General features: G+C 58.8%; 15 protein-coding genes. 2 read left to right on the top strand and 13 right to left on the bottom strand.

Annotated elements, in window-relative coordinates:
• Positions 1-80 precede the first annotated feature (80 nt).
• From MWU49_RS10450 to atzF, 10 genes are all read right to left on the bottom strand, one after another.
• Positions 81-956 (bottom strand): AEC family transporter, encoded by an 876-nt coding sequence (locus tag MWU49_RS10450; RefSeq protein ID WP_246971745.1) that lies wholly within the window; start codon positions 954-956, stop codon positions 81-83.
• A 57-nt stretch (positions 957-1,013) separates the two neighbouring features.
• A complete protein-coding gene (yegQ, locus tag MWU49_RS10445) occupies positions 1,014-2,321 on the bottom strand; it encodes a tRNA 5-hydroxyuridine modification protein YegQ (protein ID WP_246971743.1) in 1,308 nt (435 codons plus the stop codon).
• Positions 2,322-2,610: 289 nt separating this feature from the next.
• Complete coding sequence (urtE, locus tag MWU49_RS10440) at positions 2,611-3,306, bottom strand: urea ABC transporter ATP-binding subunit UrtE (RefSeq protein WP_246971738.1); 696 nt, start codon at positions 3,304-3,306, stop codon at positions 2,611-2,613.
• 108 nt (positions 3,307-3,414) lie between these two features.
• Positions 3,415-4,260 (bottom strand): urea ABC transporter ATP-binding protein UrtD, encoded by an 846-nt coding sequence (gene urtD, locus MWU49_RS10435; protein WP_246971730.1) that lies wholly within the window; start codon positions 4,258-4,260, stop codon positions 3,415-3,417.
• Positions 4,257-5,414, bottom strand: coding sequence for an urea ABC transporter permease subunit UrtC (gene urtC, locus MWU49_RS10430; protein ID WP_246971718.1), 1,158 nt, complete (start codon positions 5,412-5,414; stop codon positions 4,257-4,259). The genes urtD and urtC overlap by 4 nt, the downstream gene beginning before the upstream one ends.
• 1 nt (position 5,415) lies before the next feature.
• Positions 5,416-7,089, bottom strand: coding sequence for an urea ABC transporter permease subunit UrtB (gene urtB, locus MWU49_RS10425; RefSeq protein WP_246971715.1), 1,674 nt, complete (start codon positions 7,087-7,089; stop codon positions 5,416-5,418).
• A 180-nt stretch (positions 7,090-7,269) separates the two neighbouring features.
• The gene (gene urtA / locus MWU49_RS10420; protein ID WP_246971712.1) at positions 7,270-8,568 is read right to left on the bottom strand and encodes an urea ABC transporter substrate-binding protein; all 1,299 of its coding nucleotides are present in this window, start codon (positions 8,566-8,568) and stop codon (positions 7,270-7,272) included.
• A 99-nt stretch (positions 8,569-8,667) separates the two neighbouring features.
• On the bottom strand, positions 8,668-9,393 hold the full coding sequence (locus MWU49_RS10415) for a GntR family transcriptional regulator (protein WP_246971693.1): 726 nt from the start codon (positions 9,391-9,393) through the stop codon (positions 8,668-8,670).
• Between the two features lie 20 nt (positions 9,394-9,413).
• Positions 9,414-13,037 carry an urea carboxylase gene (gene uca / locus MWU49_RS10410; RefSeq protein WP_246971690.1) on the bottom strand — a complete coding sequence of 1,208 codons (3,624 nt, stop codon included), beginning with the start codon at positions 13,035-13,037 and terminating at the stop codon, positions 9,414-9,416.
• Positions 13,031-14,830, bottom strand: coding sequence for an allophanate hydrolase (gene atzF, locus MWU49_RS10405; protein WP_246971688.1), 1,800 nt, complete (start codon positions 14,828-14,830; stop codon positions 13,031-13,033). Before atzF ends, uca begins: the two co-directional genes overlap by 7 nt.
• Positions 14,831-14,949: 119 nt before the next feature.
• Here atzF and MWU49_RS10400 point away from each other — a divergent pair, with 119 nt between their 5' ends.
• Together MWU49_RS10400 and MWU49_RS10395 are read left to right on the top strand one after the other, a co-directional pair.
• Positions 14,950-15,120, top strand: a complete 171-nt coding sequence (locus MWU49_RS10400; RefSeq protein WP_246971670.1) for a hypothetical protein — start codon at positions 14,950-14,952, stop codon at positions 15,118-15,120.
• 50 nt (positions 15,121-15,170) lie between these two features.
• Positions 15,171-16,022 (top strand): patatin family protein, encoded by an 852-nt coding sequence (locus MWU49_RS10395; RefSeq protein WP_246971668.1) that lies wholly within the window; start codon positions 15,171-15,173, stop codon positions 16,020-16,022.
• 156 nt (positions 16,023-16,178) lie between these two features.
• On the opposite strand, the gene MWU49_RS10390 is transcribed toward MWU49_RS10395, so the two are convergent.
• The 3 genes from MWU49_RS10390 to MWU49_RS10380 form a co-directional block, all read right to left on the bottom strand.
• The gene (locus MWU49_RS10390; protein WP_246971666.1) at positions 16,179-16,508 is read right to left on the bottom strand and encodes a hypothetical protein; all 330 of its coding nucleotides are present in this window, start codon (positions 16,506-16,508) and stop codon (positions 16,179-16,181) included.
• Between the two features lie 17 nt (positions 16,509-16,525).
• The gene (locus MWU49_RS10385) at positions 16,526-17,317 is read right to left on the bottom strand and encodes an aldo/keto reductase (RefSeq protein WP_246971664.1); all 792 of its coding nucleotides are present in this window, start codon (positions 17,315-17,317) and stop codon (positions 16,526-16,528) included.
• Positions 17,318-17,495: 178 nt separating this feature from the next.
• On the bottom strand, positions 17,496-18,689 hold the full coding sequence (locus tag MWU49_RS10380) for an FAD-dependent oxidoreductase (protein WP_246971661.1): 1,194 nt from the start codon (positions 18,687-18,689) through the stop codon (positions 17,496-17,498).
• Positions 18,690-18,759: the final 70 nt, after the last annotated feature.

The raw sequence follows: 18,759 nt of genomic DNA, 5'->3' as shown, positions 1-18,759 counted from the left end.
GCCCCACGTTTAAACGCGGGCACTGCATTGCACCGACCTCTGAAACAGACCGTGTTGCAGCTTGAAGCTTGAAGCTTGCTCTACAACGCCAGCGTCAGCAAAAACGGCAGTATCAAGAACGCCATCAGCGTGGAAAACACCACCATCGCCGCCACTTCTTCCGTACCGTGATTGAAGGCTCTGGCCAGCAGGTAATTAAATACCGCTACCGGCATGGTCGATTCGATCAGGGCCACTCCGCGCAACGGGCCTTGCAGATCCAGCAGCTCCACCACAAAGAGCCCCACCGCGAAACCGATCAGCAGGCGCAGCGCGGCGAAGCCGGCCCCCTTGCCCACGTGATGCACTTTCAGCTGTGAAAGGGAAACTCCCAGGGTGATCAGCATCAGAGGAATGGTCACATCGCCAATCAGGCTGACCGTATTGAAGAGCCATTCCGGCAGAGTCAGCTGGAAGCCGACCATGGCCACGGCCAGAAAGACCGACAACAGGATCGGGTGACGGAACAACGATAACGAGAAGCCCTTGCCGCTGACAATGGCCATGCCCATGGAGAAATGAAACACCGAGTAGACCATCATCCAGGCGAGAGCCAGCGCCAGGCCCTCGTCTCCGAAGGCCAGCATGCACAGAGGGATGCCCATGTTGCCGGTGTTGGGAAAAGCAAGAGAGGGCAGGAAGATGCGGAAAGGTTGGCCGCTGATGCGAATGGCCAATGCTGCCAGAGCCAGTGTCAGGAACATCACTGTCAGGGCGACACCGGCCACCTGTGTCAGCGCAGTCATATCCAGGTCGGTCTTGCCCAGCGTGGCAACGATCAGGCACGGAGTGGTGACGGTGGTTACCAATGAGGTAACCATCTGGGTGTCGAAGGGCTTGCCGGCACGCGCCCAGAAGTAGCCCAGCCCGGCACAGAACAGAACCGGGACAATGATGTTCCAGAGTGTCAGTAGCATGTGCGCCTGTCACCGTGTCAGTGAAAGGCGCAGTGTGCGAGTTGCAGACGATGCTGTCTAGCGAGGTGCCGTGTGGCGGGTCAGGAAGACCCAGGGACCGGGGACGAAGTGCTCAGGCTTGGGGATGCGAACCACGTGGCCGCTGCCGGGAGCCGTGTCGATGGCTGCGCCGGTGCGACTTTCCATTTTTCTGAGGCTGAAATGGTGATTGCCTTGCGGGCTGATCAGGCTCATGACGTCGCCCACCTGGAAACGGTTCTTCACCGAAATGGTCAGCCACTGGTCCGAACTATCGAGAATTTCTCCACAGACTTGTTCTGTACCGAGTAGAGAAGTGCCCTGTTCGTAGTTCTGGTATTCCCGCGGGGGATGCCTGCGGAAGAATCCTTCCGTATATCCGCGATTGGATAGTGCCTCCAGTTCATCCATCAGCTGCATGTCGAAGGGGCTGCCGGCCACCACATCGTCGATGGCGCGGCGATAGATCTGGGTGGTGCGCGACACGTAATAGGGGCTTTTGGTGCGGCCTTCGATTTTCAGTGAGTGCACGCCCATACGGGTCAGGGCTTCCACATGCTGAATTGCACGCAGATCCTTCGAGTTCATGATGTAGGTGCCGTGTTCATCTTCTTCAGCCGGAATGAACTGGCCCGGCTCATTGGGGGATTCGAGCAGCAGCTCCCGGTGCGGTTCTTTCCTCACCGGGATCAGGTCGCCGTTGCCATCCTGTTCATGCTCGATGGTGTCGTATTGCCAGCGGCAGGCATTGGTACAGGCCCCCTGGTTGGCATCGCGATGATTCATGTAACCGGAAAGCAGGCAGCGGCCGGAATAGGCCATGCACAGGGCGCCATGCACGAATACTTCCAGTTCCATGTCCGGCACCTGCTGGCGAATTTCTGCTACCTCTTCCAGTCCCAGTTCCCGTGACAGAATTACCCGGCTGATGCCCTGTTGCTGCCAGAATTTTACCGTCGCCCAGTTCACCGCATTGGCCTGCACGGAGAGATGAATTTCCTGTTCCGGCCAACGCTCTTTCACCAGCATGATCAGGCCGGGGTCAGACATGATCAGGGCATCGGGACGGTGCTCGATGATCGGTGCCAGGTCACGCAGGTAGCTACGTACCTTGTTGTTGTGCGGAGAGATGTTGGAAGCCAGGTAGAACTTGCCGCCATATTCATGGGCCTGCTGGATGCCCTCGGCCAGTGCTTCCACGTCCTTGAAACTGTTATTGCGCACCCGCAGGGAGTAACGGGGCTGCCCGGCATAGACCGCATTGGCACCGTAAGCAAAAGCACAGTGAAGATGGGTAAGCGTGCCAGCAGGGGCCAGCAGTTCCGGAGCGCGCAGTGATTCAGACATGATGAACGATGGAGGCTATGAGCGGCCGGCCATTCTAGCGGGCTGCCAGATTCCCTGAAGCCGGGAATGCCTGCCTGTTGATGTAGATCAATAAAACGCTGGAAGCCAGACGCCCGAGGCCGGACGACAACCCGTGGGGGAGTACCGGTTTCTGGAATGTCCGGCTTTCGATCCGATGCTGAAGTGATCGCCATGCAAGCATGGGCTCCTACAGCACGAATCGCCGAGGGAGCCCATCTGGTTTTAGCTGTTAACTATTCACTGTTAACTGTTAACTAATCACCGCCGGCTAAACAGTCAAAAACTCCTTGATCAACGTATCATCCAGCTCCCCCATCGCCCCCTCTGCCACCTTGCTGCCACGATCGAGAATGGCGAAGCGGTCGGCGCAGGCGCGGGCAAAGTGAAGCTTCTGCTCTACCAGCAGCACGGTCAGACCTTCTTCCTTGTTGAGGGTCTTGATGACGCGACCGATCATGTCGACGATGTTGGGCTGAATCCCTTCGGTGGGTTCATCCAGAATCAGCAGTTTCGGGTCCAGCGCCAGGGCACGGCCTATGGCCAGCTGTTGTTGCTGGCCGCCGGACAGGTCACCGCCGCGACGATTGCGCATTTCATGAAGCACCGGAAACAGCTCATAAATGCGGTCGGGGATTTTCTTGCTGCGATCGGGACGCGCCTGCAAACCGGTTTCAAGGTTTTCTTCCACGGTCAGCAACGGGAAGATCTCGCGTCCTTGTGGGACATAGCCGATGCCTGCACGGGCACGTTCTTCGGCGGCTTGTTTGGCAAAGTCCTCACCGGAAAATTCGATACTGCCGCTTTTCACCGGCAGCAGCCCCATGATGGTTTTCAACAGGGTAGTCTTGCCCACCCCGTTACGGCCCATCACACACAGGCACTCACCCTTGGTGAGTCCCAGGTCCACATCCCATAGGGTATGGGATTCGCCGTAGTATTGGTTGACGTTGTTCAGTTTCAACACGGTTGTTACTCCGTAAAAAGCTGCGAGCTGCGAGCTTTGAGCTAACAGGAAAACCAGGATTAATCAGTGGTTTTCTCCAAGCTCGAAGCTCATGGCTCGTAGCTGTTTTTATTCACCCAGATAAACCTCAATCACCTTCGGATCATTCTGTACCTGATCCATGGTGCCTTCGGCCAGTACGCTGCCCTGATGCAGCACGGTGACCGTGCTGGCGATGGAGCGGATGAATTCCATGTCGTGTTCGACCACCACCACGGAGTGCTTGCCAGCCAGGCTTTGCAGCAGCTGACCGGTACGTTCCACTTCCTGGCGGGTCATGCCGGCGATGGGTTCATCCACCAGTAGCAGCTGGGGCTTCTGCATCAGCACCATGCCGATTTCCAGCCATTGCTTCTGGCCATGGGAAAGCAGCCCGGCCACCTTGTCGCGGTCTTCCAGCAGGCCCACCTGGGCCAGGGTCTCCTCGATCCAGCTCTTCTGTTCGCCGCTCATGCGGGTAAACAGGGAGTGCCAGGTACCCTTGGCATCGTGCATGGCCAGTTCCAGATTCTCGAACGCGGTGTGTTCCGGAAACACGGTAGGTTTCTGGAACTTGCGACCGATGCCGGCGGTGGCGATGTCGGTTTCGCTGAGCCGGGTCAGATCCAGGGTCTGGCCGAAGAAGCAGGTGCCGCTGTCGGGGCGGGTCTTGCCGGTGATCACATCCATCATGGTGGATTTGCCGGCCCCGTTGGGGCCGATGATGCAACGCAGCTCGCCGGTCTTGATATACATGGTCAGATCGTTGAGGGCCTTGAAGCCATCGAAGCTGACGGTGATATCTTCCAGGTAGAGAATGTTCTTGCCGTCACCGGCATCCAGTTGGCCGGGCGATACGGAACGGGTGCCCTGACGCATGAAGTCGAACACCTGATCGCGACGAAACGTTTCTCGCAGACTGTCCAGGGCGCTCATGAGGGTTCTCCTTGTGCCGAGGGACGGTCATCATTGCTGTCCGATTTCATGAAGCGTTGCTTGAGTGTTGGCCAGTGTTTTTCTACCAGGCCGACGATACCCTGGGGCATGAAGACCGTCACCGCGACAAACAGGCCACCCAGCGCGAACAGCCAGGCTTCCGGCATGATGCCGGTGAACACGGTCTTGCCATAGTTCACCAGGATGGCACCGATCACCGCGCCATAAAGGGTGGCGCGTCCGCCTACGGCCACCCACACCACCAGCTCGATGGAGTTAAGCGGCGAGAACTCGCCGGGGTTGATGATGCCGACTTGTGGCACGTACAGGGCCCCGGCAATGCCGGCAAGAATGGCGCTGGCGGTGAACACCCATAGCTTGTAGTGCTCGGTGCGGTAGCCGATGAAACGGGCGCGGGATTCCGCATCGCGTACTGCCAGTACCACCCGGCCCAACTTGCTGCCTGTGATCCAGCGACACAACACAAAGGCAAATGCCAGTGAGATCGCGGTGGCCATCAGCAGTGCCACCCGGGTACCGTCAGACTGCAACGAAAAGCCAAGCAGATCCTTGAAGTCGGTGAGGCCGTTGTTGCCGCCAAAGCCCAGCTCGTTGCGGAAGAACGCCAGCATCAGCGCATAGGTAAGCGCCTGGGTAATGATCGACAGATACACCCCGGTCACCCGGGAGCGGAAAGCCAGCCAGCCAAACACGAAGGCAAGCAGGCCCGGCACCAGCAGGATCATCAGTGCGGCAAACCAGAACTGGTCGAAGCCGTGCCAGTACCAGGGCAGTTCGCTCCAGTTGAGGAACACCATGAAATCCGGCAGCTCGGCATTGCCGTAGACACCGCGGTCGCCAATCTGGCGCATCAGGTACATGCCCATGGCGTAGCCGCCGAGAGCAAAAAAGGCGCCATGCCCCAGGCTGAGGATGCCGCAGTAACCCCAGACCAGATCCAGGGCCAGAGCGAGCAGGGCATAACACAGGTATTTGCCCAGCAGGGTGACCGTGTAGGCGCTCACATGCAAAGCCGAATCCGGCGGGAAAATCTGGTTGAGCAGCGTCACCAGCAGGGTGGCACCGAACAGCACGCCCATGAAGGTCTTGGCGGTGCGATCGCTGAGTGCGCTCTTGAAAGTGGAATCTCGCATATTACTCCTCCGCTGCCCGGCCACGTTGCGGGAACAGTCCGCGGGGTTTGCGCTGAATGAACAGGATGATGAATATCAGTACCAGAATCTTGGCTAGTACCGCCCCTGCCATGGGCTCCAGCAGTTTGTTGGCAATGCCCAGACCAAAGGCCGCAGTCAGCGTACCCCACAGGTTTCCAACGCCACCGAACACCACCACCATGAACGAATCGATGATGTAGCTCTGGCCCAGGTTGGGGCCCACGTTGGTGAGCTGTGCCAGCGCCACACCGGCAATGCCGGCGATACCGGAGCCGAGCCCGAAGGTGAGGGCATTGACCCGCTCACTGCGGATGCCGAGGGCGCGTGCAGTGGTGCGATTCTGACTGACCGCGCGGACCTGCAGACCCAATCGGGTCTTCTTCAGCAGGGTCAGCAGGCCGAGGAACACGGCCAGCGCGAAGAAGATGATGTAGAGCCGGTTGTAGGTCAGTGAGAACACCGGGTTGATCTGCAGCGCGCCACTCATCCAGTCCGGAGTAATCACGGTTCGGTTGAGCGGAGAGAAAATCACCCGTACCGCCTGCTGCAGGATCAGGCTGACCCCGAAGGTGGCGAGCAGGGTTTCCAGTGGTCGGCCGTAGAGGAAACGGATGACGAAGCGTTCAATGAAGATGCCCACCACGGCGGAGACCAGGAAGGCCGCCGGCAGGGCAATCAGTAATGACCACTCATTACTGTTGGGCAACAGTTGCTGTACCACATAGGTGGTGTAGGCACCGAGCATGATCAGTTCGCCATGGGCCATGTTGATGACGCCCATCACGCCAAAGGTAATGGCGAGCCCGATGGCGGCCAGCAGCAGTACCGAGCCCAGGCTCAGGCCAAAGAAGATCGTGTCGGCGGTCTGGAAGTTTTCAATGCGCGCATCGATGCGCGCCAGCGCTTTTTCCAGTGCGACTTTTTCTGCATCGACTTCGGTGTTGCGTAGCCGGTCGTTAAGACTGTTTTTTACTTCCGGATGCAGATTTCTGGAGAGGGTGTCGATGGCATTGAGACGGGTGGTCAGGTCATCACTGCTCAGGGCGGCAATGTTCAGTGCCGTATCGATCTGTTCAATCACCCGGGCATTGTCTTCGCTTTCACGGCGCAGGCGCAGGGCGGAGAGCATGTCCGGATCATCATTGCCGATGAGTTGTTCAGCTGCCTCTGCGCGTGCATCGCTGTTGTCACTGTTGAGTGCAAACAGCGCCAGCTGGTTGTTGATCACGGTCCGCAAACGATTGTTGATCACCACCGGGCGAGCAGCACGACTGTTGACGGTGCCGATGGGTTGTTCGCTGACGGGATCAAGCAGTTGCCATTCGCCGTCGGCCTTGTGGCCCAGCGAAATGGTGTCGTTTTCCCGGTTATGAACCAGTTCGCGCTCCATCAGCGCGTTAAGCAGGGGAATGACCCGGGGGCTGTCCTGCTCGGCCAGCTGGCGGATGGCGGCTTCTTTCATGTCGAAGCTGCGTTCGGTCAGCTGGTTGAGAATATCCTGAATGGAAAGTGGCGCGGCGATCTCTTCCGCCGGCGTTTCCTCTGTCGTCTGGGGTGGCGCTGTCTCTTCCGGCAGCAGCTCTTCTGCCCAGCTCAGACTGGTCAGCATGATCAGCAGACATGCGGCCAGTATTCGGCTGAATGTGTCACCCATGACGGGCTCCTTGCAGGGCGTTAAAGGTGAAAGCCTGACGTTTGATGTCTGCGGCCAAACGCTGAAGGTGGCTTTCCTTCAGTCAGTGGCGTGAGATTGCGCCGGCGTTCACTGTGTACACGATGTTTTTATATGACAGGCACTCCGGGCATTGCCCGGAGTGCTCTGGTCGGTGGAGCCTTACTCGGCAGCAGCGCCGCCGCAGCTCTTGGTCTTGGTGTTGTAGTTGCCGCACTTGATCGGTGCGGTCCAGTCGGAGATCAGGTCTTTGGAACCCGGCAGGAAGTCAGACCAGGCATCGCCTTTCACCAGACCATCGGTTTCCCAGACTACGGCGAACTGGCCGTCGTCCTGGATTTCACCGATCAGTACCGGCTTGGACAGGTGGTGGTTTTCGTTCATTACGGCCATGCCGCCAGTCAGATTGGGCGTCTGGATGCCGATCATGGCGTCAGCCACCTTGTCGGTATCGGTGGACTTGGCTTTCTCAACGGCCTTCACCCACATGTTGAAGCCGATGTAAGTAGCCTCCATGGGATCGTTGGTAACGCGCTTCTTGTCGCCGGTGAAACCGTGCCACTGATCGATAAAGGCTTCGTTGGCATCGTTGTAGACGCTCTGGAAGTAGTTCCAGGCGGCGAGGTGACCGACCAGCGGCGCAGTGTCGATACCGGACAGTTCTTCTTCACCCACGGAGAAGGCGACTACCGGAATGTCTTCGGCGCTGATGCCCTGGTTGCCCAGTTCCTTGTAGAACGGCACGTTGGCATCACCGTTGATGGTGGATACCACGGCGGTCTTCTTGCCCTGGCTGCCGAAAGATTTGACGTCGCTGACGATGGACTGCCAGTCGGAATGACCGAACGGGGTGTAGTTGATCATGATGTCTTTTTCCGGGATACCCTTGGCTTTCAGGTAGGCTTCCAGGATCTTGTTGGTGGTACGCGGATACACATAGTCGGTACCGGCCAGCACGAAGCGCTTCACGCCCAGGTCGTTGAGCAGATAGTCCACCGCGGGGATGGCCTGCTGGTTCGGCGCGGCGCCGGTGTAGAACACATTCTTGGAAGATTCTTCACCTTCATACTGTACCGGGTAGAACAGCAGGCCATTCAGCTCTTCCACTACCGGCAGTACCGATTTACGGGAAACGGAGGTCCAGCAACCAAAGATGACGTCCACGCCTTCCTTGGTGATCAGTTCACGGGTTTTTTCCGCGAACAGCGGCCAGTTGGAAGCCGGATCCACAACCACCGGTTCCAGTTTCTTGCCCATGACGCCACCCTTCTTGTTCTGTTCCTCGATCATCATCAGAACAGTATCTTTCAGCGTGGACTCACTGATAGCCATGGTGCCGGAGAGGGAATGAAGCACCCCTACCTTGATGGTGTCGGCGGCCATGACGGCACCGCTGTAGACAATGGCGCTTGAGGCGACAACGCCGGCGGCCAGTTTTTTCATGGATTTGGAAAAGCTCATGATGTTTCCCCTTGCGTTTGAAGTTGGTTTATCCCTGTCCTGAACTTCCTGTTTCATGCTGATACAGGCAAAAATGCCGGCAGCCTTTCGGTTGCTGACCTATCCCTCCGAAGTACCTTTTGAGTTGTCGACCGCCTGCAGCTGGCTGCGGGCATTGGCCTCGTGCAGCATGTGCACGGTTATCTTGCGTACTTCGTTACGGGATTCTTCAATGTGGGCGCGCAGTAATATCTGCGCCTGCTCCACGCGACGATGCAGGATGGCTTCCAGCACCGCCTGGTGTTCGTTGTAGGTGGCTTCCAGTCGTGGTGGTTTGGTGAAATCCAGGCGACGGATGATGCGCAGACGTTCGGTCAGATCCTGATGGATGCGCGCCATTTCCTTGTTGCCCGCGGCTTCCACCAGTTGCTCATGGAAGCGTTCATCCATGGCGCTCACCGTAGGGCCATGATCCAGTCGCTCTTCTTCAGGTACACACCACAGGGCTACCAGATCGTCCAGATTGCTCAGTTCAGTGCCTTGTTCGCAGAGTTTGCGCACCGCGGCGCATTCGAGAATGGTGCGCACGTCATACAGTTCTTCGAAATACTTGAAGTCGAAAGGCTTGACCTGCCAGCCGCTGCGGTAGAGCACATCTACGTAGAACTCACGTTGCAACCGGAACAGGGCTTCCCGGACCGGGGTGCGTGAAACGCCCATGCGCTCGGCGATTTCGTTCTCACTGAAACGGTCACCCGGCATCAGGCGGAAATCGAAAATGTCCTGCTTGAGTTGCAGATAGATTCGTTCAGCCAGGTTCTCGGTTTTCTTTGCGGCTCTGCTCATTATCGTTTCCGGAAATCCGTTCAGGCCGCATGGCCGGTGTTGATCACCAGTACCGGGTCTCCGGCATTGATGATGGCGCCGGGTTTGCAATGCAGACCGGTGACTGTTCCTGAGGCGTTGGCGACGATCTCGAATTCCATTTTCATGGCTTCCACAATCACCACGGTCTGGCCTTCCTCCACATCCGCACCTTCTTCCACCAGCAGCTTCCAGACGTTACCGCTGATTTCGGCGCTGATCAGGTGGCCGTCCACTTCGCCGATGTCGACCTTGCTGCCCAACATGGCGGATTCCACGGCGGCCTCTTCGTTCTGCCAGCGCGCCACTTCTTCGTGGTAGGCAGCGTCACGTTTTTCGTTGAACGCGGTAATGCTGTCGGCGTTCTCCGCCAGGAACCGGCGGTGTTCTGCCAGGCTGAATGGCTCTTCCGTGATCTCGATGTCCAAGTGGCCATGGCGGAAGGCGTCGCGCATTTCGGTCAGCTTTTCTTCGCTAACCGGGTAATAACGGACCTGATCGAAGAACTTCAGCAACCAGGGTTCGCCGTTCTTGAATTGCCTGTTTTTCAGGTGCTTGTTCCAGATTGGCAGGGTGCGGCCGACCAGCTGGTAACCGCCGGGCGAGTCCATGCCATAGATGCACATATAGACGCCACCAATGCCGACGGTGCCCTCTGCGGTGTAGGTCCGAGCCGGGTTGTACTTGGATGTCATCAGGCGGTGGCGTGGATCCACCGGTACCGCGCAGGGGGCACCGAGATAGACATCGCCCAGGCCCATGACCAGATAGCTGGCACTGAACAGGGTGTCGCGCACCTGTTCGATGGATTCCAGGCCGTTGATGCGGCGGATGAATTCCGCATTGCTGGGCAGCCAGGGCGCGTCACTGCGGATGGTTTCCTGATAGCGTTTCACGGCATCCAGAGTGGCGCTGTCTTCAAAGGCCATGGGCAGATGCAACACCCGTGACGTGACCACCATGTCATCGACGCTGCCGATGACCTGCTCACGTTCGAGCAGTTGCTTCACCAGCATCTGTTGATCAATCACCCGGGAATCGTAGTGCACCTGCAGGCTTCGCACCCCGGGGGACAATTCCAGGATGCCGCTCACCGGGCTGGCCCTGAGGTTTTCCATCAGGGCATGCACACGCATGCGCAGGGCCAGATCAAGCACGTTGTCGCCGTACTCGATGAGGATGTATTTGTCGCCGGCCTGGCGATAGACGATGCGTGGCACATGGCCACTGGCATCCAGCTCGGCGAGCATGGTGGCGGAGGTGAAGGTCTCACTGTGATCCTGGATCTGCGGATGCAGAACCGGGATCAGGCCCAGGTTTTCGATGGAAGCATCCTGGGCTTCCTCCAGCGCTTTTGCTTCGGCGGAACTGATCGGCGAGAAGCGAATGCTGTCTCCCGGTTTGAGCTGGCCCACTTTCCAGAGTTCCGCCTTGGCGATGGTCACCGGGCAGACAAAGCCGCCCAGACTGGGCCCGTCCTTGGTCAGGATGACCGGGAAATCACCGGTAAAGTTGATCGAGCCGATGGCGTATTCATTGTCGTGAACATTGGATGGGTGCAGTCCGGCTTCGCCGCCATTGGTGCGCGTCCAGCTGGGCTTGGGGCCGACCAGACGAATACCGAGACGGTTTGAGTTGTAGTGCACTTGCCAGTCGGCGTTGAAGAATTCTTCGATGGCTTCTTCGGTAAAAAAGTCCGGCGCGCCGTGGGGGCCATACAGAACCTTGATCTGCCATTGCTGGGGGTAGTCGGGAATCAGGCTGTCTTCAACGGGATGGGGATCGGCGACAGGCGCCGGTGTCGGGCATCCGGCCAGTTGCGGCTGGCAGATGGCGAGCACATCGCCCTTGCGCAGGGTGCGGCCACCGTGGCCGCCAAACTGTCCGAGAACAAAGGTGGATTTGCTGCCCAGATAATCGGGCACATCAATGCCGTTTCGAACAGCAATGTAGGTACGGCATCCGCTATCGACCTTGCCGGTTTTCAGGGTCTGGCCTGCCTTGACGTAAAGCGGCTGCCAGAACGCTACGGGCTGGCCATCCAGTTCGGCGTCGCAGTGGGCACCACCAAGGGCGACTACGGTATCGCAATGGAATTTCAGGCTGGGGCCCACCAGTGTCGCCTCCAGGCCGGCCGCACTGTCATGGTTGCCGACAATGCGGTTGGCGATGCGGAAGGCAGAGTCATCCATGGGGCCTGAGGGCGGCACGCCGATATCCCAGTAGCCGCTGCGACCTGGATAATCCTGTACCGTGGTGTAGGTGCCGGGCTCGAGGATTTCGAATGCCGTGGGGGCGAAAGTAAAGGTTTCCAGATAGCGGGTGGATACGGTGCCGGCAATGACATTGTCGTCTTGCAGGATCTGGCGCAGGTATTCCAGATTGGTGGCAATGCCGGACAGGCGTGTGGACGCCAGGGCCTCCTGCATGTGCTTCAGGGCCTCATGGCGATCACTGCCGTGGACAATCACCTTGGCCAGCATGGGATCGTAATGGGGGCTCACCAGGGTGCCGGTATCGATCCAGCTGTCCAGGCGAATGTTGTCCGGGAAGGAGACTTCGGTGAGTTCACCGGGGCTGGGCTGAAAATCCTTGAGCGCATCTTCGGCATAGATGCGCACTTCCATGGCCGCGCCCTGACAGGCGTGGCTGGCATCCAGGGGCGGGCGTTTGCCACCGGCAAGGTCCAGCATCCATTGCACCAGATCCACATCGAATACGGCTTCGGTCACGCCGTGTTCCACCTGCAAGCGAGTGTTCACTTCAAGGAAATAAAATTCGTCGCGCTCATCGTCGTAGATATATTCCACGGTGCCGGCAGAGCGGTATTTGACGGAACGGCCGAGGCGGGCCGCACTGTCATGCAGTTTTTCACGGGTCGCCTGGAGAAGATTCGGTGCCGGGGTTTCTTCCACCACTTTCTGGTTGCGCCGTTGCAGGGAGCATTCCCGCTCACCCAGTGCCAGTACCGAACCTTCGCCATCGCCAAAGATCTGTACTTCGATGTGACGGGCCCGAGCCACAAAGCGTTCGATGAATACACCGCTGTCGGAGAAGAAACTTTCCCCCAGGCGCTTCACGGATTCAAAAGCGGCAATCAGTTCTGCTTCGTCGTTGCAGCGTGACAAGCCAATGCCACCGCCACCGGCGGTGCTCTTCAGCATCACCGGATAGCCGATGTCGCTGGCAGCCTGTTTGGCTTCTTCCAGGCTTTGCAGCAGATCGGTGCCGGGCGCCAGAGGCACGCCGGCCTTTTCAGCCAGTGCCCGGGCTTCATGCTTGAGGCCAAATTCACGAAGCTGCTTCGGGGTCGGTCCCACAAAGGCAATGCCACTGGCCTCGCAGGCTTCTGCAAATTCGGCATTTTCAGAAAGAAAGCCATAGCCGGGGATGATGGCATCGGCGCCGGTGTCTCTGGCGGCCTGGAGAATCAGATCACTTTTCAGATAGCTCTCGGCCGCGGTCTGACCGCCCAGAGCCACGGCTTCATCCGCGGCACTGACATGCAGGCTGTTGCGGTCTGTGTCGGAATATACCGCCACGGACGCTATGCCCACCTGTTTCAGGGTGCGGCAGATACGTACGGCAATCTCACCCCGGTTGGCGATCAGGACTTTCTTCAGCATGGAACAGAACTCTCCTTGTTCAACCGGGCGATGTAATTGCGCCATCCGCCCAACCCGGTGATGTCGGTGGCGTCATCGATGGCCCAGGGTTCGCAGATAAACCCTTTCACCCAGCGACCATCTACGGTCTCCAGACTGCCGATACCCAGTGGGGCGGGGATCAAACCGACAAAGCTGCCAAAGTGCGCCACCGGCATTTGCCACAGTTCAATGGGAATGCTGTCGCCTGGTCCCTTTTCATTGCGGATCAGACCCGGCTTGGGCGGCACCGTGTTGGCCAGGGCATAGAGCTGGTAGCAGGGCGCGGTATGGGTGGCTTCCAGCAGCACGGCATCGCGTTCGGTGAGCTGGCTGTTGAGCGGCATGCCGGAGAGGTGGGCGCCAACCACGGCGACAGTAATGGTGTCTGCCGTGTCATCGTTGGCGGCCTTTGCTGTCGGCAAGGCAAGCATCTGCCCGGTGGCACCGGCCTGCCAGGGCAGGTGGTGCTGCCAGCGCTGCCCGAATTCGGCCAGCGCATGGTCCTGCCAGGCGGAGCCGATCAGGGTGATGCCGCCGGGCAGGCCGTCTTCACGGAATCCGCCGGGCAAGGCAAGGGCGCACATGTCCAGCAGGTTGACGAAGTTGGTCCAGGTGCCCAGTTGGCTGTTCAGGGTGATCGGATCTTCATTGACCGCGGCGCGGGTATAGATGCCGGGGGTGGTGGGCAGCAGCAGGGCATCCACCTGTGCCATCAATTGTTCGGACTGGCGTTTTAGTGTGGCCAGCTGATACTGGGCGCGGAAACTGTCGGCGGCGGTGATGCTGGCTGCGGGCTCGAGAATGTCACGGATCACGGGCAGCAGCGCATCCGGCTGTTCCTGTAGCAATGACTCCGTCACGGTAAAACGCTCTGCGACCCAGGGCCCCTGATACAGCAGCGCGGCGGCATCCTGCAGCACCATGGTGTCCAGCGGTACCAGCTCGGCAATTTCGCTCATGGCCGCCAGGTTGCGCTCCCACAACGCCTTGGCATGGCTGTCGCCAAACCAGGGGAGATCCTTGGGGATGCCCAGCTTCGGCCGTGCTGGCAGGCCATGGCTCTGCAGGCTTGGAGCAGCACGGCAATAGTCATCATCCGTATCGAACTGGCCGATGATGTCGTAGATGCTCAGAGCATCATTCACATCCAGGGCAAACACGCTGACGCAATCCAGGGTCCGGCAAGCGGGTACCACCCCTTTGGTGCTGACTGCGCCGCGGGTGGGTTTCAGTCCAACGGTATTGGTGAAGGCAGCAGGCACCCTGCCGGAGCCGGCGGTATCGGTGCCCAGGGCAAAGGGCACCAGCCCGGAGCTGACCGCCACGGCAGAGCCGGAGCTGGAGCCGCCACTGAGGTAATCCGGGTTGAACGGGTTGGGGGCTTCGCCGTAGGGCGAACGGGTGCCCACCAGGCCAGTGGCAAACTGGTCCAGATTGGTCTTGCCGACCACGATGGCGCCAGCTTCCCGCAGCAGACGCACGACCGTGGCATCTTCTTCGGGGGTGTAAGCGAAAGCCGGACAAGCGGCGGTGGTAGGCATGCCGGCCACGTCGATGTTGTCTTTCACGGCGAACGGAATGCCATAAAGCGGCAGCGAGGGGTCGGTCAGTGCTTCGGCCTGGGCAATCAGGGAGGACTCGTCGAGCAGGTGGATCCACAGGGCACGTTCGCTGTCGTGCAATGCGGTGGCCAAATGTTTCATCGCCTGCACCGGGGAGAGGTCTCCGCTGCGGTAGGCGGCCTGCCATTGTTGGAGAGTCCAGCCGATCATTTCGTTAGCACACCTGTTTGTATACAAGTTGGTATGCGTTCTTGTGCAAATCGGGTGCCAGATCGTTATGCGTTATTTAACGTATTGTTTTTACGGAAATTGACAGGCTTTCTGTTGTCATGAAAAACAGCATTGGCGAGGCTGGATGCGCCAACCTGAGGCGGCTGCGCCGCAACGGTGCATCGCGGCCGCCGTTGCCGGGAACGGGCTGGTGCAATGCCGCTGCAACAGTAACTGGCATTGCCGAAATCGATGGTGTGGAAAGCCCGATTCTATTTCCGCTGCAGTAGACATTTCGGCATGGTGATGTGGAGATCAGGTTTCAGCAGGAGGAAGCATCGTGACGCAACGTGCGCTGGTGGTAGAAGGCGGAGCCATGCGCGGCATTTTTGCCGCCGGGGTGCTGGATGCCTTCATCGAATGTGATTATCACGATTTCGATTTCGCGGTGGGCGTCTCGGCCGGCTCCACCAACCTGATCGGTTACCTGGCCGGCAATCACGGGCGCAGCAGGCAGATCATCACCGACCATGCCTGCCGTCCCGATTTCATCAACTGGCAACGTTTCATGGCTGGTGGTCATCTCTGTGATGTGCACTGGTTATGGCATCAGTCCCTGCAGGATGTGCCACTGGCGCTGGATCAGCACTGGCAGCGGGATGTGCCCCTGTGGGTGGTGACCACCTCAGTGGAGGAAGGGGCGCCGAAATACTTTCGCGCCGACCCGGACAATCTCAACGAGATCATGACCGCATCCTGTTCGATTCCTTTTGCCTACCGGGATTTCCCTGCTGTGCAGGGGCAGGCCATGACCGATGGCGGGCTGGCAGATTCCATTCCGGTGCGCTGGGCCTATGAGCAGGGTGCCCGCGAGATCACCGTGGTGTTGTCACGGCATCAGGGCTACCGGAAGAAACCCAGTGCCCTGACGCCCCTGATCAAGCCCTGGGTAAAAGACATGCCGGGGTTGTATGAGGCCATGCTGAAGCGCGCGGAAATTTATAATGATTCGCTGGACTTCATCGCCAACCCGCCATCCGATTGCCAGCTGCGGATCATTGCTCCCCAGGAGGATTTCCCGGTCAGCCGCCTGACGACCAACCCGAGCAAGCTGGAGGCAGGGTATCAGCAGGGGCATTGGGCTGGGTTACATGCGTTGGGGGTGGAAATAAAAGAAGCTTCGAGTTTTTAGGTCAGCAAGCTACAAGCTACAAGCTGCAACACGGGCTGGTTTGGAATGTGTCTGAAAGTATTGAGGCCGCGCTCAATGGTTTGGGCGCGGCCTGATATGTTGGAATTAATCATGGCATTTATGCCGCGTTGTAGCTTGCAGCTTGAGGCTTGTAGCTCAGTCGTCCGTTTGTTCGCATTTCCACGCCCAGGCATCCAGCTCGATATGCTCCAGGCCACGGAAGTGGCTTTCCATCATGAACTCGCGGCGGTCGCTGATTACGCCCACATTGCCGCCGGCCTTTTTAATCGCCTTTTTGATTTTTTTACTGGCATTGTTGTTAATCCAGGCGTCGCTGAAAATCATTCCCTGAAAGGTGCTGCCGGTGGAGATGGAGACTTCCCCTTTCTCTTCACAGCCTTGCGGAGCCTCACGCAGAATCAGCACCTTGTCGGCCTGGGCGGAAGCGGAGAGGGCGATCAGAAAAGCAACGATGGCAAAACGCATGACGGTGTTGATCCTTATTATTTTTCGCCGCAGGCAAGTCGGGCCTTGGCCACGTTTTCCTGCAAGTGTTTGGGATTGATGGTGCCAGCAATAATACTGCCCACGCCAGCTGTGCCAAGGATCTGGTTTAGACTTTCCTGAACCGGGTCGTCAATATTGTCGGCCAGATGACCGCTGGCAAAGGCTTTCTTTATCAGGATGCCCTTGTGGTGGGCGGCGGCATGTTCGATGACCGGCACTTCCTCGTCATGCTGCAGGTTAAAGGTGACCATGGCCACGTCCGCCTGCTCCAGGGTGGCAATGCCGCCGGCGACGGTTTTGGTCGACATGCCGGTGGCGCGAATCAGCCCGGCCTTTTTTAGATCGTTGAGTGCTTCCAGGGTGCCCTGCTCGATAATGGCCATGTCATTGCCGTCAGAGTGGATCAGCACGCAATCCAGATAATCCGTGTTCAGTCGCTTGAGGCTGCGCTCTACTGACGTGCGCACATGCTCAGGGGAAAAATCAAAATGACTCTCGCCGCTGTCATTATCAAATTCCTCACCCACCTTGGTGACGATAATCCAGTCCTGGCGTTGTCTCAGCAGCTGACCAAGACGAACTTCACTATGGCCATAGGCGGGAGCGGTATCGATCAGGTTGATGTCTAGGTCACGGGCCTGGGCCAGCAGCTCGGTAACGGCCTGGTCATCGGGAATGGTAAAGCCATTCGGGTATTTCACCCCTTTATCGCGGCCAATCTTCACCGTGCCAAGGCCGAGGGCGCTGACGATCAAACCGGTGTTGCCCAACGGGCGTATGAAAGACATGAAGGCTCCTTAGCTGCAAGCTACAAGCTTCAAGCTGCAAGGCGCGGTTTCGGTCATCTGGTCTGGCAGGCCGTGCCCGCGACCGTTATAAGCAACCAGCGCGGAGCAAATAACCTGTCAGATCCAGAGAACACTGCCTCGTGTTGCAGCTTGAAGCTTGTAGCTTGCAGCTGAATATTTAAAAACAACGATGCCAGTACGGCACACCCATGGGCGCCTGTTTCAATTCCGCCGGCAGCGTCATTGGCTCGCCCGGTTGCAGGCCGTGTTCTTTCACCAGGGCCATCACCCGGTCGCCCAGATCCGGGGCCAGGGTGAGCTTGGTGGGCCAGGTGATGATCAGGTTCCTGTCGCGGCGGGCGTAGGCGTTGTCCGGTTTTACCAGACTCTGCTGTTTCGGCTCGGCGCGTACCACGTCCAGGGTGGCCAGTTGTGCCTTGCTGAAATCGAGCCAGGGAAACAGCTTGTCCAGTTCGGCGAGGCCGGCGGCCAGTTGTTCCTCGTCGCTGCGCTCCACCCCCTGTTCGGCCAGATCGCCACCCAGATACCAGACTGTCTTGCCGTCCGGACAATCGTGGGTGGTGACGGTGAGAACGGGTTTGTTGCTGGTGCCGACGCAGTGCGCGTAAAGGCGGTGGCCCAGATCGTGTTTGACCAGCAACATTTTCAGCGGGCGCAGCTGGCTGTGTTCGTCTTCCAGCAGGTGGGCCTTGTGGGCCTGCTCGAGCAAGCCCGGGTTGCCATTACCGGCAGCCAGAAGCGTCATCGCCGGTTCAATGCGCACACCGTTCACGGTGGCGCTGGCCAGCCCCTCGGCATTCCATTCCAGTGTGTCGCTGGCGGGATCGAAGGCCAGCAGCCGTTCGCGCACCGGGACACTGAGGGTGTCGATCAGGGATTCGGTGTTGATCACCAGGTCGTCCAGCTTGTAGACGTTGCCCTTGAAGGCCTTGTCGGCCAGAGCCGACGGGAAGTCTGTCCGCTTCAGTTTTTCAATGCGGCCACGCAGCATCTTGCTGGCGAAGAAGTTGGTCATCCGGGAGGCCACGGAGCCACTGGACCACATGTGTTGGGTATCGCTCAGCACCTTCAGGTTGCGCAGGTCCACCGGGTCTTCACCGGCCATGGCGGCACGCCAGCGGTCCGGCATGGCGGCAATGGATTCCGACTCGCTGGACAGCGAGCCGCTGAGGGCATACTTGAGGCCGCCGTGGATGATGCCCTGGCTGGCCAGGGTCTGGTCGCCGCCGAGGCTGGCGGTTTCCAGCAGCAGGCATTGGTAGCCGGCCGCGTTGAGGCGATTGATCAGCCACAGCCCGGCGATACCGCCACCAAAAATCAGTACATCAGGTTTCAGAGTCGGGTTGCTCATGGAACACCATCGTTGAACAGTGCGGCTATGCTAGCATAGTCGGGTCGGGCGTCAGCCGTCCGGCCCCCGA

The sequence above is a fragment of the Alcanivorax sp. S6407 genome, assembly GCF_023016115.1.
Lineage (GTDB): Bacteria > Pseudomonadota > Gammaproteobacteria > Pseudomonadales > Alcanivoracaceae > Alcanivorax.
This window is presented reverse-complemented; position numbering and strand designations above follow the sequence as displayed.

Coding starts and splice junctions, on each gene's coding strand:
- MWU49_RS10450 (WP_246971745.1), bottom strand. CDS start 956: ATGCTACTGACACTCTGGAACATCATTGTCCCGGTTCTGTTCTGTGCC.
- yegQ (WP_246971743.1), bottom strand. CDS start 2,321: ATGTCTGAATCACTGCGCGCTCCGGAACTGCTGGCCCCTGCTGGCACG.
- urtD (WP_246971730.1), bottom strand. CDS start 4,260: ATGAGCGCCCTGGACAGTCTGCGAGAAACGTTTCGTCGCGATCAGGTG.
- urtC (WP_246971718.1), bottom strand. CDS start 5,414: ATGCGAGATTCCACTTTCAAGAGCGCACTCAGCGATCGCACCGCCAAG.
- urtB (WP_246971715.1), bottom strand. CDS start 7,089: ATGGGTGACACATTCAGCCGAATACTGGCCGCATGTCTGCTGATCATG.
- urtA (WP_246971712.1), bottom strand. CDS start 8,568: ATGAGCTTTTCCAAATCCATGAAAAAACTGGCCGCCGGCGTTGTCGCC.
- MWU49_RS10415 (WP_246971693.1), bottom strand. CDS start 9,393: ATGAGCAGAGCCGCAAAGAAAACCGAGAACCTGGCTGAACGAATCTAT.
- uca (WP_246971690.1), bottom strand. CDS start 13,037: ATGCTGAAGAAAGTCCTGATCGCCAACCGGGGTGAGATTGCCGTACGT.
- atzF (WP_246971688.1), bottom strand. CDS start 14,830: ATGATCGGCTGGACTCTCCAACAATGGCAGGCCGCCTACCGCAGCGGA.
- MWU49_RS10400 (WP_246971670.1), top strand. CDS start 14,950: ATGAAAAACAGCATTGGCGAGGCTGGATGCGCCAACCTGAGGCGGCTG.
- MWU49_RS10390 (WP_246971666.1), bottom strand. CDS start 16,508: ATGCGTTTTGCCATCGTTGCTTTTCTGATCGCCCTCTCCGCTTCCGCC.
- MWU49_RS10385 (WP_246971664.1), bottom strand. CDS start 17,317: ATGTCTTTCATACGCCCGTTGGGCAACACCGGTTTGATCGTCAGCGCC.
- MWU49_RS10380 (WP_246971661.1), bottom strand. CDS start 18,689: ATGAGCAACCCGACTCTGAAACCTGATGTACTGATTTTTGGTGGCGGT.